This window comes from Methylorubrum salsuginis, from assembly GCF_900114375.1.
Lineage (GTDB): Bacteria > Pseudomonadota > Alphaproteobacteria > Rhizobiales > Beijerinckiaceae > Methylobacterium > Methylobacterium salsuginis.
Genome location: NZ_FOSV01000032.1, coordinates 1 through 15538, shown reverse-complemented (window position 1 = coordinate 15538; position 15538 = coordinate 1). Strand labels below are relative to the sequence as shown.

Annotated in this window: 15 protein-coding genes; 6 read left to right on the top strand and 9 right to left on the bottom strand. The window is 70.0% G+C overall.

What is annotated here, in order from left to right:
* Nucleotides 1-4: 4 nt before the first annotated feature.
* Genes BM140_RS23075 through BM140_RS23065 form a run of 3 tightly spaced genes read left to right on the top strand, consistent with a single transcriptional unit; the run spans nucleotide 5 to nucleotide 2219 of the window.
* Nucleotides 5-700 carry an ABC transporter permease gene (locus tag BM140_RS23075; RefSeq protein ID WP_091951553.1) on the top strand — a complete coding sequence of 232 codons (696 nt, stop codon included), beginning with the start codon at nucleotides 5-7 and terminating at the stop codon, nucleotides 698-700.
* Nucleotides 697-1413: an ATP-binding cassette domain-containing protein gene (locus BM140_RS23070; protein ID WP_091951551.1), complete on the top strand. Its 717-nt coding sequence runs from the start codon at nucleotides 697-699 to the stop codon at nucleotides 1411-1413. Before BM140_RS23075 ends, BM140_RS23070 begins: the two co-directional genes overlap by 4 nt.
* Complete coding sequence (locus BM140_RS23065) at nucleotides 1386-2219, top strand: ABC transporter substrate-binding protein (protein WP_091951549.1); 834 nt, start codon at nucleotides 1386-1388, stop codon at nucleotides 2217-2219. Before BM140_RS23070 ends, BM140_RS23065 begins: the two co-directional genes overlap by 28 nt.
* A 61-nt stretch (nucleotides 2220-2280) precedes the next feature.
* On the opposite strand, the gene rlmB is transcribed toward BM140_RS23065, so the two are convergent.
* The 7 genes from rlmB to BM140_RS26030 all read right to left on the bottom strand — a co-directional run bounded on the left by rlmB (nucleotide 2281) and on the right by BM140_RS26030 (nucleotide 8504).
* The gene (gene rlmB, locus BM140_RS23060) at nucleotides 2281-3108 is read right to left on the bottom strand and encodes a 23S rRNA (guanosine(2251)-2'-O)-methyltransferase RlmB (protein ID WP_091951546.1); all 828 of its coding nucleotides are present in this window, start codon (nucleotides 3106-3108) and stop codon (nucleotides 2281-2283) included.
* A gap of 128 nt (nucleotides 3109-3236) precedes the next feature.
* The gene (locus tag BM140_RS23055; RefSeq protein WP_091951544.1) at nucleotides 3237-5369 is read right to left on the bottom strand and encodes a YgiQ family radical SAM protein; all 2133 of its coding nucleotides are present in this window, start codon (nucleotides 5367-5369) and stop codon (nucleotides 3237-3239) included.
* 57 nt (nucleotides 5370-5426) lie between these two features.
* Nucleotides 5427-6314, bottom strand: a complete 888-nt coding sequence (locus BM140_RS23050) for a type II secretion system minor pseudopilin (RefSeq protein ID WP_244535599.1) — start codon at nucleotides 6312-6314, stop codon at nucleotides 5427-5429.
* Nucleotides 6311-6931, bottom strand: coding sequence for a prepilin-type N-terminal cleavage/methylation domain-containing protein (locus BM140_RS23045; RefSeq protein WP_091951542.1), 621 nt, complete (start codon nucleotides 6929-6931; stop codon nucleotides 6311-6313). Before BM140_RS23045 ends, BM140_RS23050 begins: the two co-directional genes overlap by 4 nt.
* Nucleotides 6924-7319, bottom strand: coding sequence for a type II secretion system protein (locus BM140_RS23040; protein WP_091951540.1), 396 nt, complete (start codon nucleotides 7317-7319; stop codon nucleotides 6924-6926). The genes BM140_RS23045 and BM140_RS23040 overlap by 8 nt, the downstream gene beginning before the upstream one ends.
* Entirely contained in the window at nucleotides 7316-7777 is a 462-nt protein-coding gene (locus BM140_RS23035; RefSeq protein ID WP_091951538.1) for a GspH/FimT family pseudopilin, read from the bottom strand. The genes BM140_RS23040 and BM140_RS23035 overlap by 4 nt, the downstream gene beginning before the upstream one ends.
* 565 nt (nucleotides 7778-8342) lie before the next feature.
* A complete protein-coding gene (locus tag BM140_RS26030) occupies nucleotides 8343-8504 on the bottom strand; it encodes a hypothetical protein (RefSeq protein ID WP_165616545.1) in 162 nt (53 codons plus the stop codon).
* Nucleotides 8505-8810: 306 nt separating this feature from the next.
* Here BM140_RS26030 and BM140_RS23030 point away from each other — a divergent pair, with 306 nt between their 5' ends.
* Nucleotides 8811-9884, top strand: coding sequence for a hypothetical protein (locus tag BM140_RS23030; protein WP_091951536.1), 1074 nt, complete (start codon nucleotides 8811-8813; stop codon nucleotides 9882-9884).
* 9 nt (nucleotides 9885-9893) lie between these two features.
* Here BM140_RS23030 and BM140_RS23025 read toward each other — a convergent pair whose 3' ends face one another.
* Together BM140_RS23025 and BM140_RS23020 are read right to left on the bottom strand one after the other, a co-directional pair.
* Nucleotides 9894-10952: a cytochrome-c peroxidase gene (locus BM140_RS23025; protein WP_091951534.1), complete on the bottom strand. Its 1059-nt coding sequence runs from the start codon at nucleotides 10950-10952 to the stop codon at nucleotides 9894-9896.
* Between the two features lie 99 nt (nucleotides 10953-11051).
* The gene (locus BM140_RS23020) at nucleotides 11052-11312 is read right to left on the bottom strand and encodes a cupredoxin domain-containing protein (RefSeq protein WP_244535598.1); all 261 of its coding nucleotides are present in this window, start codon (nucleotides 11310-11312) and stop codon (nucleotides 11052-11054) included.
* Nucleotides 11313-11594: 282 nt separating this feature from the next.
* Here BM140_RS23020 and BM140_RS23015 point away from each other — a divergent pair, with 282 nt between their 5' ends.
* Both BM140_RS23015 and BM140_RS23010 read left to right on the top strand, forming a co-directional pair.
* A complete protein-coding gene (locus tag BM140_RS23015; protein WP_091951533.1) occupies nucleotides 11595-14447 on the top strand; it encodes an EAL domain-containing protein in 2853 nt (950 codons plus the stop codon).
* A gap of 117 nt (nucleotides 14448-14564) precedes the next feature.
* Nucleotides 14565-15522, top strand: a protein-coding gene (locus BM140_RS23010) for an IS630 family transposase (RefSeq protein ID WP_091948107.1) whose coding sequence is annotated in 2 segments (ribosomal slippage) — nucleotides 14565-14915 and nucleotides 14917-15522 — 957 coding nt in all. Because the reading frame shifts where the segments join, the coding sequence is not laid out codon by codon here.
* Nucleotides 15523-15538 lie beyond the last annotated feature (16 nt).

The following is a 15538-nucleotide window of genomic DNA, read 5'->3' as shown; positions in this document are numbered from 1 at the left end:
GGCGATGACAGAGACCCTTCACGAGACGTTCGCCCGCCTGTGGACGCTCGACCGCGACGTGATCGCGATCGCGTGGCTGTCCCTGCGCGTCAGCCTCACGGCGGTCGGCCTCGGCCTTCTCTTCGGGATTCCGCTCGGGAGCCTCGTGGCGGTGGCGCGGTTTCCCGGCCGGGACGCGCTCGTGGCCGTGCTCAACGCCTTCATGGGGCTGCCCCCGGTCATCGTCGGGCTGGTGCTCTACCTGCTCCTGTCCCGCTCCGGCCCGCTCGGGGGCCTCGGCCTGCTGTTCACCCCCGGCGCGATGGTGGCGGCGCAGGCGGTGCTGGCGACGCCCCTGGTCGCCGCCCTCACCCGGCAGGTGGTGGCCGATGCCGAGGCGCATCTCGGCGAACCCTTGCGCTCGCTGCGCCTTTCCGCGCCGCGCCGGGCCCTGGTGCTGATCTACGACGTGCGCTTCTCCCTGGTGACGGCGGGGCTCGCCGCCTTCGGCCGGGCGATCTCGGAGATCGGCGCCGTCCTCGTCGTCGGCGGCAACATCGACGGCCACACCCGCACCATGACGACGGCGATCTCCCTGGAGACCCAGAAGGGCGACCTCAGCCTCGCCTTGGCGCTGGGCGTCGTGCTGATGGGGCTCGTCCTCACGGTCAACGCCGCCGCCGCCCTGCTGCGGGGCCATGCGGCGAGGGCCTACGGATGAGCGCGGCCCCCGTCATCCGCCTCGACGGCGTGAGCCTCAGCTTGGGCGGTCGCCCGATCCTCGACCGGCTCACCTTCGACGTACCGGCCCGCGGCGTGACGGCCCTGATCGGCCCGAACGGCGCCGGCAAGAGCGTGACGCTGCGCGTGATCGACGGCCTCCTCCGACCCGATTCCGGCGCCGTCCGAGTCGGCCCCGGCCGCACGGCCTTCGTCTTCCAGCGCACCGCTTTGATCCGCGCGAGCGCGGCGGCCAACGTCGCCCTGGCGCTCGGCCCGCTCAAGCTGTCGCGCCGCGACCGGCGGGAGCGTGTCGCCGCCGCGCTGGCCCGCGTCGGCCTGTTCGAGCGGGCGGGTGACGCCGCCACCCGCTTCTCCGGCGGCGAGCAGCAGCGGCTGGCGCTCGCCCGCGCCTGGGCCTTGCGCCCGACCCTTCTGCTCCTCGACGAGCCGACCGCGAGCCTCGATCCGGCGGCGACGGCCGTCGTCGAGGATCTCGTGGCCGAGATGGCGCGGGCCGGCACCGCCGTGCTCCTCGTCTCGCACAATCTCGGGCAGGTCGCGCGGCTCGCCGAGCGCGCGATCGTGCTCGATGCCGGCCGCGCCGTCGAGCAGGGGCCGACCCGCACCATCCTACCCTCCCCCCGAACGCCCGAAGCGCGGGCCTATCTCACCGGAGAATTGCCTTGGACCTCCTACGCCGCGGCGTCCTGAGCCTCGCCCTCGCCGCCGGCCTCGCCGCCGCCGTGCCGGCCCGCGCGGAGCCGCCATCCATCGTCGTCGCCTCGACCACCTCGACCGAGCAATCGGGCCTGTTCAAGCACATCCTGCCGCTGTTCAAGGACAAGACCGGCATCGAGGTGAAGGTTGTGGCGCTGGGCACCGGACAGGCCCTCGACGCCGCCCGCCGGGGCGATGCCGACGTGGTGCTGGTCCATGACCGCGCGGCGGAGGACAAGTTCGTCGCCGAAGGCTTCGCCAAGGCCCGCAAGGACGTAATGTACAACGACTTCGTCGTGATCGGCCCCAAGGCCGACCCGGCTGGCATCAAGGGCGCGGGGCTTCAGGATGCCTTCAGGAAACTCGCCGAGGCCAAGGCGCCGTTCGTCTCCCGCGGCGACCGCTCCGGCACCCACAGCGCCGAGTTGCGGGCCTGGAAGGAGGCCGGCGTCGATCTGGCGGCCCAGAAGGGCGACTGGTACCGCGATGTCGGCCAGGGCATGGGCCCGGCCCTCAACACGGCCTCCGCGCTCAACGCCTACATCCTGGCCGACCGCGGCACGTGGCTCTCGTTCAAGAACCGCGGCGAGTTGACCGTGCTGGTCGAGGGCGATTCCAAGCTTTTCAATCCCTACGGCGTGATGCTGGTGAACCCCGAGAAGCACCCGACCGTGAAGGTGAAGGAGGGTCAGGCCTTCATCGACTGGCTCGTCTCGCCCGAGGGCCAGACGGCCATCGCGAACTACAAGATCGGCGGCGAGCCGCTGTTCTTCCCGAGCGCCGACAAGGCCGGGAAGTGATCCTGCCCCTATGAGCGATTCCCCGGGCGCGGGCCCGGGGATCGTCGAGGCGCCGAGGCGATCAGGCCGGGCGCGTCAGGGCGTAGAGGGTGATCGCCGCCGCGTTCGAGACGTTGAGGCTGCGGATCGCCCCCGTGGCGTCGATGCGGACCAGCACGTCGCAGCATTCGCGGGTGCGCTGGCGCAGACCCTTGCCCTCGGCACCGAGCACTAGCACCGCCGGGCGGCGCGGCCCGACGCTGTCGAGGGGCGCCTCGGCGTCCGAATCCAGGCCGATCCGGGTGAAGCCGCGCTCGCCCAAGGTGATCAGCGCCTCGGCGAGGTTGCGCACGACGACGAGCGGCACGTGCTCCAGCCCGCCGGAGGCCGACTTCGCCATGACGCCGGTGGCGTTCGGCGAGTGGCGCGCCGTCGTCACGATGGCGGTGACGCCGAAGGCCGCCGCAGTGCGCACGATCGCCCCGACATTGTGCGGATCGGTGATCTGGTCGAAGGCGAGCAGCAGCGCATCGTCCGGCATGGCATCGAGAGCGGGTGCCTCCAGCGGCTCGGCCTCGGCATAGAGCCCCTGATGCACCGCGTCCGGCCCGAGCAGGCGGTCGATCGCGCCGGGGCGGACGATCTCCGGCTCGATCGGCAGCGCGGGCAGCGTCTCCTTCAGCCGCAGCAGCGCGTTCTCGGTGGCGAGCAGGCGGTGGAAACGGCGCCCTTCGTTGGCCAACGCCTGCGAGACCGGATGCCAGCCGTAGAGCACGACATGGTCCATCCCCTCGCGCTGCGTGTGGCTGGGCGGCCGGGGCGGGCCGGGGCGGCGGGGCCGGAAGCCCGGCTTGAAACCCGGAGGCTTCGATCCCGGCGGTTTGGCCGAACCGTCGCGGGGCGGCGTCATGGCAAGCGTTCTCTCAAGGGATGGGGATGGGCGGGACGACGCTCCGGGACAAAGCCCCCGCCCCTCCCGCCGTCAAGCGGCGCGGCGCGTTTTCCGGCGGGGCGGGCCGCGTCGGAGGCGCGAAACCGTCACTTCAGCGGCACGCCCTTCGTGGTGAAACGCTGACCGCCACCCGGGCGGTATTCCGGGCGCGGCTGGCCCGGTCCCCTGCCCTTGCCTTTGGCCGCACCTCTGCCGGCACCCAGGCCGGTTCCCGGCGGCTGCGAGAGCGGCACGAGCTGGTCAGGCCGCGGCCCGATCAGGTCGGCCCGGCCCATCTCCCGCAGGGCCTCGCGCAGGAGCGGCCAGTTCTCGGGATCGTGGTAGCGCAGGAACGCCTTGTGGAGGCGGCGCTGGCGCAGGCCCTTGATCGCCTCGACCGGCTCGCTGCCGCCGCGGCGCACGCCCTTCAGCGTGTTGACCTCGGTGTGGTACATCGCGGTGGCGGTCGCCATCGGCGAGGGCAGGAAGGTCTGCACCTGATCGGCGCGGTAGTCGTTCTTCTTGAGCCACAGCGCGAGCTGCAGCATGTCCTCGTCGGTCGTACCGGGATGCGCCGCGATGAAGTACGGGATCAGGTAATACTTCTTGCCCGCCTTCTTGGCGGCCTCGTCGAACATCTCCTTGAAGCGGTCGTAGGTGCCGATGCCCGGCTTCATCATCAGGTCGAGGGGGCCGCGCTCGGTGTGCTCGGGCGCGATCTTGAGGCGCCCGCCGACATGGTGGGTCACCAGTTCCTCGACGTATTCGGGGCTGCGCACGGCGAGATCGTAGCGCACGCCCGAAGCCACCATCACCTTCTTGACGCCCTCCACCTCGCGGACCTTGCGGTAGAGCCGGATGAGGTCGTCGTGCGAGGTGTTGAGGTTCGGGCAGATGTCCGGGAACACGCAGGACGGCAGGCGGCAGGCCGCCTCGATCTTCGGGTCCTTGCAGGCCATCCGGTACATGTTGGCGGTCGGCCCGCCGACATCCGAGATCACGCCGGTGAAGCCCGGGGTCTTGTCGCGGATGTGCTCGATCTCGCGCAGGATCGAGCCCTCAGAGCGGTTCTGGATGACGCGGCCCTCGTGCTCGGTGATGGAGCAGAAGGTGCAGCCGCCGAAGCAGCCGCGCATGATCGTCACCGAGAACTTGATCATGTCCCAGGCGGGGATCTTGGCGTCGCCGTAGGACGGGTGTGGGGCCCGCGCGTAGGGAAGGTCGTAGACCGCATCCATCTCCTCGCTGGAGAGCGGGATCGGCGGCGGGTTCAGCCACAGGTCGCGGTCGCCGTGGCGCTGGACGAGCGGGCGCGCGTTGCCGGGATTGGCCTCCCGGTGCAGCACCCGCGAGGCACGGGCATAGGCCTCCTTGTCGTCCTTCACCTCGTCGTAGGCGGGAAGCCGGATCACGGTGTCGCCGGGCTTTCGGGCGGCGGCCTCGTCGGTGGAATCGAGGTCGTCGGCGGGCAGTTCGGTGTAGTGCTCGGGCACGCGGCGGAACAGGGCGACGCCGCGCACCGAATCGAGCTGGTTCGGCGCCTCGCCCGCGGCCATGCGCCGGGCCACCTCGACCACGGCGCGCTCGGCGTTGCCGTAGATCAGCAGGTCGGCCTTGGCATCGGCCAGGATCGAGCGGCGCACCTTGTCGGACCAGTAATCGTAGTGAGCGATCCGGCGCAGCGACGCCTCGATGCCGCCGAGGACGATCGGTACGTCCTTGAACGCCTCGCGGCAGCGCTGCGTGTAGACGATGGTCGAACGGTCGGGGCGCTTACCGCCCTCGCCGCCGGCCGTGTAGGCGTCGTCGCTGCGCAGGCGGCGGTCCGCCGTATAGCGGTTGACCATCGAATCGAGGTTGCCGCCGGTGACGCCGAAGAACAGCTTCGGGCGGCCGAGCACCTTGAACGGCTCCGCCGACTGCCAGTCGGGCTGGGCGATGATGCCGACCCGGAATCCCTGCGATTCGAGCAGACGGCCGATGATGGCCATGCCGAAGCTCGGATGATCGACATAGGCATCGCCCGTCACCAGCACGATGTCGCAGGCGTCCCAGCCGAGGGCCGCCATCTCGGCGCGGCTCATCGGCAGGAACGGCGCCGCCTTGCCCGCGAGCGGCGACGGGCAGGCCAGACGCGTCGCGGGAACCGGCATTGCGGAGACCGGAGCCAGCGGAGCCGAAGTCGCGGGTGCCGAAGTCGCGGGGGTCATGGGTCGTTCGGTTGCGGGATGGCGTTCCATGGCCCCTGCATAGGCCGTTGGGCCCGCGATCTCAACGAATGCGGGGGGTGGTGTCGATCAGCCCTTCGCCAGTAGCGTCAAGGTTTCGCAGGCGGGATGGGCAGCGCCCGGCGCGGCGACGTGTGTGGAGCTGCGCCACGTCAGGAGACCGAGGCCGGTGCTGCGCCCATCGACCGACAGCGCCGCGGCCCGCCCCGACCGCGCCCCGCTCGGCGTCTCGACCACGACCCGGATCTCGTAGAACTGGCGCAAGGAGGCCTTCGCATGGCGGCGCAGTCCCTCGGAGACCGCTCCGCCGCGCGCCGTCAGGATCGGGTTGAGCGTCGGATCGAGGCCGCCCCCGTTGTTCCAGACCGTCACCGCCGGTCGCAGGATCGCGCCGATCGCCCGCGTCATCGAGGGCAGCCGGTCGAGTTCGTCGATCGAATCGTAGGGTGCGTTGCGCGGCCCATAGGCGAGGCCGCGGGCCTTGTATTGCGGAGCCTCGGCCCCTCCCGCCGGCTCGGGCGTGTCGTCCGCGTCACGGTCGTCGACGATTTCGGCGGCGATCGCCGAGGCGTCGCGGTCGGCGAGACCGAGGGCGCGGAACGCATCCTCCAGGAGCGGGCGCGGCGAGGCGTTGAGATCGATCAGGCCGCCCTGGTCCTGCACGCTGACCCGGATCAGGCCGAGGCCCGGCAGCGGGCAGGCGACGGTGCTGCCGTTCTCGGGCAGGCCGAGGCCGGGCATCCGCCGCACCCGCTCGTTGATCAGCGACACGGCGACGAAGCGCGCGACCCCATCCACGAGGCCCTGGAGCCGCAGCCCGTCGAAGCGGGACGCGGTCGTGCGGGTATGGGTCTGCATCTGCTGCGTCGCCAGCGCCGCGGCGGCGGCGACGACGATCAGGATCGCGACGACCGAGGGCAGGACGAAGCCGGCCTCGCGGGCGGGCGCCCGCCTCACGGCCCCGCTCCGAGCGGCAGGACCAGAGCGGGCCAGCGCCGCGCATCGGCGGCGGGGAAATCGACGCTCACCTCGACCAGGGTCGGCAGGCGGTCGGTGCGCTGCCAGGCCGTGACCCAGCGCGGCTGCCAATCCGCGCTGCCGGTCTGACCGAGCACGCCGAAATAGCGCAGCCTCAGCCCGGCGATGCCCCGGAGCAGCACCTCGCGCTCGGGCCCCGTCATGGCCCCCGTCATGGCGCCGGAGATGATACGGGTCTCCTCCACCAGCGCGAAGCCGGTGCCGTCGGGCGCCGCCGTCGCGCTGAGGCCGACCATGATCTCGGAGACGCGCTCGGCCTCGGCATTCGCCCCGATCGTCGCCGCCAGAACCTCGCCCTGGCCGAGGAAGGGGACGCGCTTGCCGTCGCGGCGGCGGCGGACGACGTTGGCCAGCGTGCGCCGCAGGTGGCCGCGCACGAGCTGCACCTCCTCCTGCGCGGCGAGTCGCTGCGCGCTGCGGGTGACGAGCCCGGTCGCCTGGAGCGACTGGATCAGCAGCATCGCGATCAGGGCCATGAGCGCGAGCGAGACGATCATCTCGATCAGGGTGAAGCCGGATTCGGCGCGCTCAGCCACCGAGCCCCTCCGCGACCAGGGTGGTGTAGATCACGCGTCCGTCGGTGCCGCCCTCGCGCAGGCGCACGCGCCAGAGCGGCGGCAGGTTCTGCCAGCCGAGCATCGGGCCGAGATCGGCCACTTCGAGCGACCACAGCCGCCCGTTGGAGAACCGGCCCTGCTCGATGCCGGGTCGCAGCGCCCGCGCGGCGGCGCGCAGCTGCACGATGCTTTCGGCCTCGTCGATCACGACATCGATCGCCTCGACCCTCTGCCCACGGGCGAGGATGTCGCCGTGGATGCGCAGCACGAACATCGTGGCGAGCGCCACGATAGCGAAGGCGACCAGCACCTCGACCAGGGTGAAGCCGTCTTCGCCTCCCGCCGGGGCGACCGCGGGCGGTCTCACGGGGCCGCCTCGGCCCGGCGCACGGCACCCGTCGCCCGGCTCACCACGAGGATGCGGGTGCCGCCCGAGCCCGACAGGGTGATGCGCGCGCCCGTGCTGCCGCCCTCGGGCAGGAAGCGGACCTCCCCCGGCTCGACGCGGCCGGGCGTCCCGCTCTCCACCAGTACGCGCCACTCGGCCATCGCGAGGGCCGGCGCGCCGGGGCGGGTGCTGAGAAAGCGCCGCGTTTCCTCGTCGAAGGCGAGGCTCATCGGGCGGCCCGTGCGCTGCGCCTCGATCCGCAGCAGGGCGACCTCCCCGGCGACGGCCTCGGCGGCGGCGTTCAGCCGGTGCGCGGGGAAGAGGCCGCTGATCGACGGCGCGCCGATCCCGACGGCCAAACCCAGGATCGCCAGGACGACGAGCATCTCGACCAGGGAAAAGCCGGCCGTCCGCGCGCCAGAGCGGCAGGGGTTCATCGCGCGGGCGCCCCCGCTCCCGGCCCGACCGGTCTCGCCGGCACCGGCCGCGACGGAACGGGGCCGCTGCCGAGGCGCGCGAGGCCTGTCGCGTCGGCACTGATCCGTAGGGAAAGCATGGACCGGCCTTGCAGGATGCGGCGAGGCATCGGCGTCCGCACGGCTTGGCGTCCGCCCGACGGCGCCCCGTCTCGGGAACCTGTCGTCCAGCCCTATTCGCAAACCCTTAACGATGCCTTGGCTATCGGCAGGGATCGCAGCCAGTTCCGCGGACGACGCTTGGCACCGAACGCCCGCGCTCGCCGCGTGAATCGGGCGGACCCAATCGGTGACGGCTCGATTCTATCTCTGTTCTCAAGCGCGCGGCCTCGCCCGAGACGGTGCTTGCCCTCATGCGGTTGCGTTACACCGGCAGCGCCACGAGAGCCCGTGTTACGTCTGACGCTTAGCGTGCGGGATGGAACCGTGACAGTCTTTAAGCAGCGTAAGAGTGCCTCATGAAACCTCTGTTCACCGCCGGCTCTCCTTTGGCTGCGACGGAGCAGCGGGAGTTTTGTGAGACACTCTAAACCGACAGCTTCAGTCCGACGCCAATCACCGCAAGTCCCGTCACCAGCGCGAGGCCGCCCGCGGTCTCCATTCGGGCGGTCCAGGCCGGGTAACGTCCCGCCTGGACCGAAAGGACGGCCCCGAGGAGCAGGCAGGCGAGGCTGAAGAGCATGACCATCCGGTCTCCGGGTGCAATCTGCGCGTCGCCGACCGCACGAGCCGGCCGGAGATTGCCCCAGCCTTGCCCCCTTCGGCTTCACGAAACGTCAACGAAGCCCGGCCCCCGTCGGGCCGAGCCGCTCTCCCCGTTGTCCACAGGCCGAAATCCCTTCCGGCAGCCATCGTCACAGAGCGAAATCCTGCATCCTGAGGGTGCAAGCGCGTTAACCTTCGGGAAAGGTCCGTCAACAAAACCTTAGCGTGACGCGTCGCATTTCGTTAGCTTTTCCTCAACGAAATCCTCTCCCTCCGATCCGGCGGCGCCATGTCCCTCGTGACCCGTTTCTGGGTGCGCTCTCCCGTCGTGCTTGCAACGGCCGCTGGCCTCCTCATCCTCGGGACGGGGGCGGCGAGCGCCCACGTCAAATGGTTCTGCGCCTTCGACGTGGCGGGCCAGCCCCGCGGCTTGGCGGAGGTGCTCTGCACCGATTTCGAGCTGATGACCGGCCTCGCCATCCTCTGCCTGATGGTTGGCTGCCTCGCCGAGGGCACATCGTTCGGCACGGCCCTCCTCGACGCCCTCGACCGGGTCACGGCGCGGCTGCGGGAGGACACCAGCCTGATCGTGCGGGTGGTGGTCGGCTTCTTCCTCGTGTCGGTGTGGAATCTCGGCGGCATCATCCTGACGCCCGAACTCAAGACCGACGCGCAGTGGATCTCCTGGCTGCAGCTCGCCATGGCGGGTTGCCTGATCTGGAAGCGCACGCTGCCGCTCACCGCCCTCGGGATCGTCTTTCTGTTCGGCTTCGCCGTCTGGCATTACGGCGCCTTCCACCTCGCCGATTACCCGGTCTTCCTCGGAATCGCGGCCTATCTCGCGCTCACCGGCCTCGACCGTACCTTCTTCGGCCGTCGCCCGATCGACGTGGTGCGGGCCACCGCCGCCGTCACGCTGATGTGGGCCTCGGTCGAGAAATGGGCCTATCCGCACTGGACCGATCCGCTGCTCGCCGCCAAGCCCGCCATGACGATGGGGACTTCGCCCGAGACCTTCATGCGAGCGGCGGGCGTGATCGAGTTCACCCTAGCCTTCGCCCTGATCTGGACGCCCCTGGTGCGCCGCGCCTCCGCCATCATCCTGGCCGCGGTGTTCGTCTCGGCGATCGTCGAGTTCGGCAAGGTGGACGCAATCGGCCATTCGGGCATCATCGCGGTGCTGATCGCCATCGCAGCCGACGACGCCCGGGTGCCGGCCACCCGCCGGGACGCGGCGCTGGCCCCGGTCGGCTATCTCGGTGCGCTGACCGTCTTCCTCGGCGTCTACTACCTCGCCCACGGCGTGCTCTACGGCGACCTCTACGATGCCGCCGCGGTGGCGGTCGGCGTTCCGGTCATCTGACCCGCGGCCTCAGGGGCGCGGCGGCTCCGCCGTGATCGGACGGTGGGCCGGGCCGTCGGCACCGGAATCGGTCAGGCTCTCGAGGAAGGCGATCAGGTCGGCCTTCTCCCCCGCCGACAGATTCAACGGGCGGATGTCGCGGGAGCGGCTCGGGCGGTCGATGCCGCCGCGGTCGTAGAGTTCCACCACCTCGGCGAGGCCCGTGGCCGAGCCGTCGTGCATGTAGGGCGGGCGGCGGGCGACGTTGCGCAGGGTCGGCGTCTTGAAGGCGTAGCGCAGGGCCGTCGAGGTCGGAAAGAACCGGCCCCGGCCGATGTCGTCGCCGGACGCCGTGCCGATGTCGTGGAATGAGCCGTCGGTGAAGCTGGAGCCGGAATGGCAGGCGGCACAACCGGCCTTGCCGGTGAACAGGTCGAAGCCGCGCTTGGCCGCCGGGCTCACCGCGGTCGGATCGCCCGCGGCCCAGGCGTCGAACGGGGCCGGGCCGGCGACGATGAGGCGCTGGAAGGTCGCCAGCGCCTGCTCGATCCGACGACGGGTCACCGGTCGCGCCTCGTCCGCGGCCTCCGGGAAGGCGCTGCGGAACGCGGCGGCGTAGGTCGGCATCGCGTTCAGCCGCTCGACCAAGAGGCTGTCCGGCACGTTCATGTTGGTGGGCGCCGACAGCGGAACGAAGGCGACCGCTTCGAGGTCACGGAAGCGTCCGTCCCAACCGAGGCTGCGTTCGATCCAGGCGATGTCGAGCAGCGTCGGCGTGCGCACCGCCATCGGCCTGCCGTCGTTGCGCATGGCCCGCGGTCTGTCGTCGGTCCAGTCCAGGGAGGGGAGGTGGCAGCTGGCGCAGGCCCGACTGCCGTCCCGTGACAGGTCGGCATCGAAGAACAGCGCACGACCGAGTTCCGCCTTGGCTTGGCTGTACGGATTGGTCTCGGGGAAGGGGATCGCGTTCGGCCGGCGATACTCCGCGAGGCGCGCGGCGCGGTCCGGCTCACCGGCCACGCCGATGGCGGAGGCGCATCCCAAGAGGGCCATCAGAACCGCTGCCGCACCTGCCGTTCTCTTCGCCATCCGAACCTCTGAACGCCGAGGTTATCGACGGATGCCTTTCAAAGGATGAATCGTCCTGAACGGCCCTCGCGGCGGCCGATACGCTTCGGCGCCGCGCGATCACTTCACGGTGACGAGGAGCTTCATCTTCGGATGGATGCCGCACAGCACCGTGAAGCTGCCCTTGCTCGGAAATGCCACGACGATCCGGCTGCCCGGCGCCTGCTCGCCGGTGTCGAAGCTGAAATCCGGATGTTCGAGATAGGCGTGGTGCACGAGCTCGCCGTCGTCGTTGACGATCTCGACCTTCTCGCCGGGATGGAGCGTGATCGCGCCGGGGGCGAAGGCGCGGCCCTTCTGGGTGATGTGCTGCGTGGTCACGCCGCCCGTCGCGAGCGCGACACCGCAAAGGAGGCATCCGGCCATCAGGCCGCCGGCTGCGAGTCGCCTGGGCCGGATCCGGCTCGCGTGAGGCATGCGCTTGAATTCCCCAGGGTGGGGAACGCCCCCGCGCTCTCCCGGCGCCAACCTAGGGATGGGTTGGTTGCGCTCACCTTAACGTGAGCTAGTCCACGGAAGCCCGAATACCGGCAACTCCACGAGGGTGGAAACTACCTTAACGAATGTGGGGGAGGGTCGCCGGGCGGAGTACTCCCCAACCCGATGATTTCCCTCCGGATCCCGATACGCATCGTCCGCTGGCGCGCTGCCTGCCGCGCCCTGCTGCGCGTCGGCGGGACCATCCGCGGACGCATCCTTCTCGCCTTCCTGATGCTGAGCACGATCACCGCGCTCCTCGGCACCTACGCCATTCTCGGCATCCTCACCACGGGCCAACTCGTCGACAAGACCTACGACCGGTCGCTGATGTCGATCAATTACGCCCGCGCCGCATCGGCCGATTTCGCGGCGATCCAGGTGGCGGTGGCGCGCGTGCGGCTCGCGAACGATCCAGCCGAGCAGCAGGCCCAGGAAGCCCGCATCGAATCCCTGGTGCAGACCTTCGAGGAAGATCTCGGGATCGCCGCCGAGCGGGCGCAATCCGTCCGCGCCGCCGCGGAGGCCAACGCCGCCAAGGCCGCCGTCGTCGATTGGCTCGCCGCCCGCCGCGAATTCGGAGCCGGGCCGCAGAGCGTCGATGTCTGGAAGGCGCTCGACGCCCATGCTGCGACGGCGGAGCAGCATATCGAGTTACTCATCAACTTCACTGCCGGCGACGGCTTCTCCTACCGTCAGGCGGCGCGCATCCTCGTCGCCCGCGACGTGCGGCTCAGCATTGCCGCCACCCTCTTCGCCATGGTGCTCGCCGGCGTCGTGGCGCTGCTGCTGTCCCGCCAGATCGTCCGGCCGGTGGCTGAGGCGTCCGCCGTCGCGACCCGCATCGCGGCGGGCGATCTCGCCGTACCGGTGCCCAGGGGCGGCGGCGACGAGTTCGGGGCATTGTTGCGCGCCATGGAGGCGATGCGCGGCAATATCCGCGCGATGATGCAGGAGGAGGTGGCCCAGCGCCGCTCGGCCGAGGGGCTGCTCGTCGACGCGGTCCAGGGCTCGAACGAGGGCATCGTCGTCGCCGATGCCGCGGGCCGCATCGTCATGGCCAATGCGCGCTTCGCGGCCTTGCTCGGCCTCGATCCCACCGAGGCCGCCTCGTTCGAGCTGGCCGAGGCGCGCGGTTCGGTGACCGCCGACGCCCTCCTGGCCATGCGGGACCACGACACCGCCGCCGTGCAGCGGCAGGCGGCGGATGGGCGCTGGCTGAGCATCAGTCGCAGCCCGACCCGTGACGGCGGCTTCGTCGCCGTCTGCTCCGACATCACGCGCCTCAAGGAGCAGGAGGAGCAGCTCAAGCGCGGAAATCTCCAACTCGATGCCGCCCTGAGCAACATGCTCCAGGGCCTGTGCCTGTTCGATGCGGAGGGCGGCTTGCTCGTCCACAACCGCTGCTTCTGCGACATGTTCGGCATCGAGCCGGGCTCCCTGCGCCCCGGCATGAGCCTGCGCTCGATGGCGTCCGAGATCGCGGCGCATTCCACCTTCGACGACAGCCGTGCCGTCGACCTCGTGCTGGAGCAGGAGGATCTTCTGCGCAGCGGCAGCAGCGGCGCCTTATGCCGCTCGATCCGGGGCGACTTCATCGTCTCGGTGCGCCACCAGCCCACCGCCGAGGGCGGCTGGATCGCGACCTATGAGGACGTGACGCAACGCTTCGAGGCGGAGGCGCGGATCATCACCATGGCGCGGCGCGACGCGCTGACGGGACTGGCCAACCGGATGGTCTTCGCCGAGCGCCTGGAGGAGGCCGCCGCCCGTCTCGCCGAAGGGGACGGCTTCGCGGTATTCTGCCTCGACCTCGACCGGTTCAAGGAGGTGAACGACAGTTTCGGCCATCCGGTCGGCGATGCGCTGCTGAAGGAGGTCGCCGGGCGGCTCCAGGCCTGCCTGCGCGAGACCGACCTCCTGGCCCGGCTCGGCGGCGACGAATTCGCGATCGTTCAGTCCGGATCGCGCCTGCGCGACGATGCGATCGCCCTGGCCGGCCGTCTGACCTGCATCTTCGACGAGCCCTTCCTCCTCGACGGCCATGTCGTCTCGGTCGGCGTCAGCGTCGGCATCTCGCTCGCGCCCGAGCATGGTCAGAACCCCGAGACGCTGCTCAAATGCGCCGACCTCGCGCTCTATCGCGCCAAGGCCGGCGGCCGTGGAGGCTGGTCGTTCTTCGACGAGGAGATGGATCTCGAACTGCGCAAGCGTCGCGCGCTCGAACACGACCTCAAGCAGGCGATCGCCCAGGGCGAACTCGAATTGTTCTTCCAGCCGATCGTCAGCCTCACTCATGGGCGTGTCGCCGCCTGCGAGGCGCTGCTCCGCTGGAAGCATCCCGAGCGCGGCTATGTCTCGCCCGCGGAGTTCATTCCGCTGGCCGAGGAGACCGGCACGATCGGCGCCATCGGCGAGTGGGTGCTGCGCCGGGCCTGCCACGAGGCCGTGTCCTGGCCGAGCGGCGTCGCCGTGGCGGTCAACGTGTCCGCAGCCCAGTTCCGCAACGCCGCGGTGGTGCGCGCCGTCATGGAGGCGCTGACCGAAAGTGGATTGCCGGCCTACCGGCTCGAACTGGAGATCACCGAGTCGGTGCTGCTCACCGACAACGTGGCGACGCTCGCCACCCTTCACACCCTCAAGCGCCTCGGCGTGAGGGTCGCCATGGACGATTTCGGCACCGGCTATTCGTCGCTGAGTTACCTGCAGAGCTTCCCGTTCGACAAGATCAAGATCGACCAGTCCTTCGTGCGCAACCTCGACATCACCGGCAATTCGCGGCTCATCGTCCGTTCCGTGGTCGGGCTCGGCCGCAGCCTCGGCATGACGGTCACCGCAGAGGGCATCGAGACCGAGGCGCAGATGGAGCAATTGCGCCTGGAAGGCTGCGACGAGGCACAAGGCTATCTGTTCAGCCGCCCCGTTCCGGCAAATGCGATCCACGAGCAGTTCGAGCGGCTGCGCCTCAAGGCGGCCTGAAGAAAGCCGACGGAGGTCGAGCAGAGGTCCGATAAACCTAGAGCGTCGTGTCTGAAATTGGAATCGCGGGTTGCAGAGGCGGGCATGGCCTGATTCCCTCCAGCTTGGAGGTGGATCATGGGCGAATGCTACTCGCTGGACCTTCGTGAGCGGATCACCCGATTTGTTGAGGAAGGCCACTCACGGCGCGAGGCAGGGCGCCGGTTTGCCGTCAGCGCCAGTTGCGCGGTCAAGCTGGCGCAGCGCCAAGCGCGAACCGGGTCGGTGGCGCCCGCCCGTCAGGGGCGACCCAAGGGCGGCGGCAAATTAGCTCCGGTGGCCGATTTCCTGATCGCAGCGGTCGAGGCCACGCCCGACATCACCCTGCCGGAACTGGCCGAGACCCTGCGGAGCGAGCGCGGCGTAACGGTCACGCCGGGCGCGCTGTCGCGCTTCCTCTGCCAGCGCGGCTTCACGTATAAAAAAAGCCCTGATGGCCGCCGAGCGCGGACGCGCACCGATCCCTGAGGATCGCCACGAGTGGCGCATCAAGCGCCAGCCGCTGATGCGGGCGGCCTGTCATCGCCTCGTCTTCCTCGACGAGACCGCCGTCACCACCAAGATGACCCGCCTGCGCGGGCGCAGCCGCAAAGGCACCCGGCTGCACGCCAAGGCGCCGTTCGGCCATTGGGGCACGCAGACCTTCATCGCCGGTCTACGCTGCGACCGGCTGAGTGCGCCTTGGGTGATCGACAAGGCGATGAACCGAGCGGCCTTCGAGACCTACGTCGAGACCCAGCTCGCCCCGACCCTGAACAAGGGCGACGTCGTCATCCTTGACAATCTCTCCGTCCACAAGAGCTCCAAGGCTGCCGCCTGTCTGAAGCAGCGCGGCGCCTGGTTCCTGTTCCTGCCGCCCTACTCGCCCGACCTCAATCCGATCGAAGAGGCCTTCGCCAAGCTCAAGGCCCACCTGCGCAAGGCCAAGGCACGCACCTTCGATGCACTCTGGCGTGCCATCGGCGACATCTGCGGCTTGTTCGAGCCCCAGGAGTGCCGCAACTTCCTCAAGGCCAAGGGATATGCGTCCGATTAAAGGTTCGATGCTCTAG

Excerpts from the sequence above, each read along its gene's own strand:
- BM140_RS23075 (WP_091951553.1), top strand. The coding sequence starts at position 5 with ATGACAGAGACCCTTCACGAGACGTTCGCCCGCCTGTGGACGCTCGAC.
- BM140_RS23070 (WP_091951551.1), top strand. The coding sequence starts at position 697 with ATGAGCGCGGCCCCCGTCATCCGCCTCGACGGCGTGAGCCTCAGCTTG.
- rlmB (WP_091951546.1), bottom strand. The coding sequence starts at position 3,108 with ATGACGCCGCCCCGCGACGGTTCGGCCAAACCGCCGGGATCGAAGCCT.
- BM140_RS23055 (WP_091951544.1), bottom strand. The coding sequence starts at position 5,369 with ATGGAACGCCATCCCGCAACCGAACGACCCATGACCCCCGCGACTTCG.
- BM140_RS23035 (WP_091951538.1), bottom strand. The coding sequence starts at position 7,777 with ATGAACCCCTGCCGCTCTGGCGCGCGGACGGCCGGCTTTTCCCTGGTC.
- BM140_RS26030 (WP_165616545.1), bottom strand. The coding sequence starts at position 8,504 with ATGGTCATGCTCTTCAGCCTCGCCTGCCTGCTCCTCGGGGCCGTCCTT.
- BM140_RS23030 (WP_091951536.1), top strand. The coding sequence starts at position 8,811 with ATGTCCCTCGTGACCCGTTTCTGGGTGCGCTCTCCCGTCGTGCTTGCA.
- BM140_RS23025 (WP_091951534.1), bottom strand. The coding sequence starts at position 10,952 with ATGGCGAAGAGAACGGCAGGTGCGGCAGCGGTTCTGATGGCCCTCTTG.
- BM140_RS23015 (WP_091951533.1), top strand. The coding sequence starts at position 11,595 with ATGATTTCCCTCCGGATCCCGATACGCATCGTCCGCTGGCGCGCTGCC.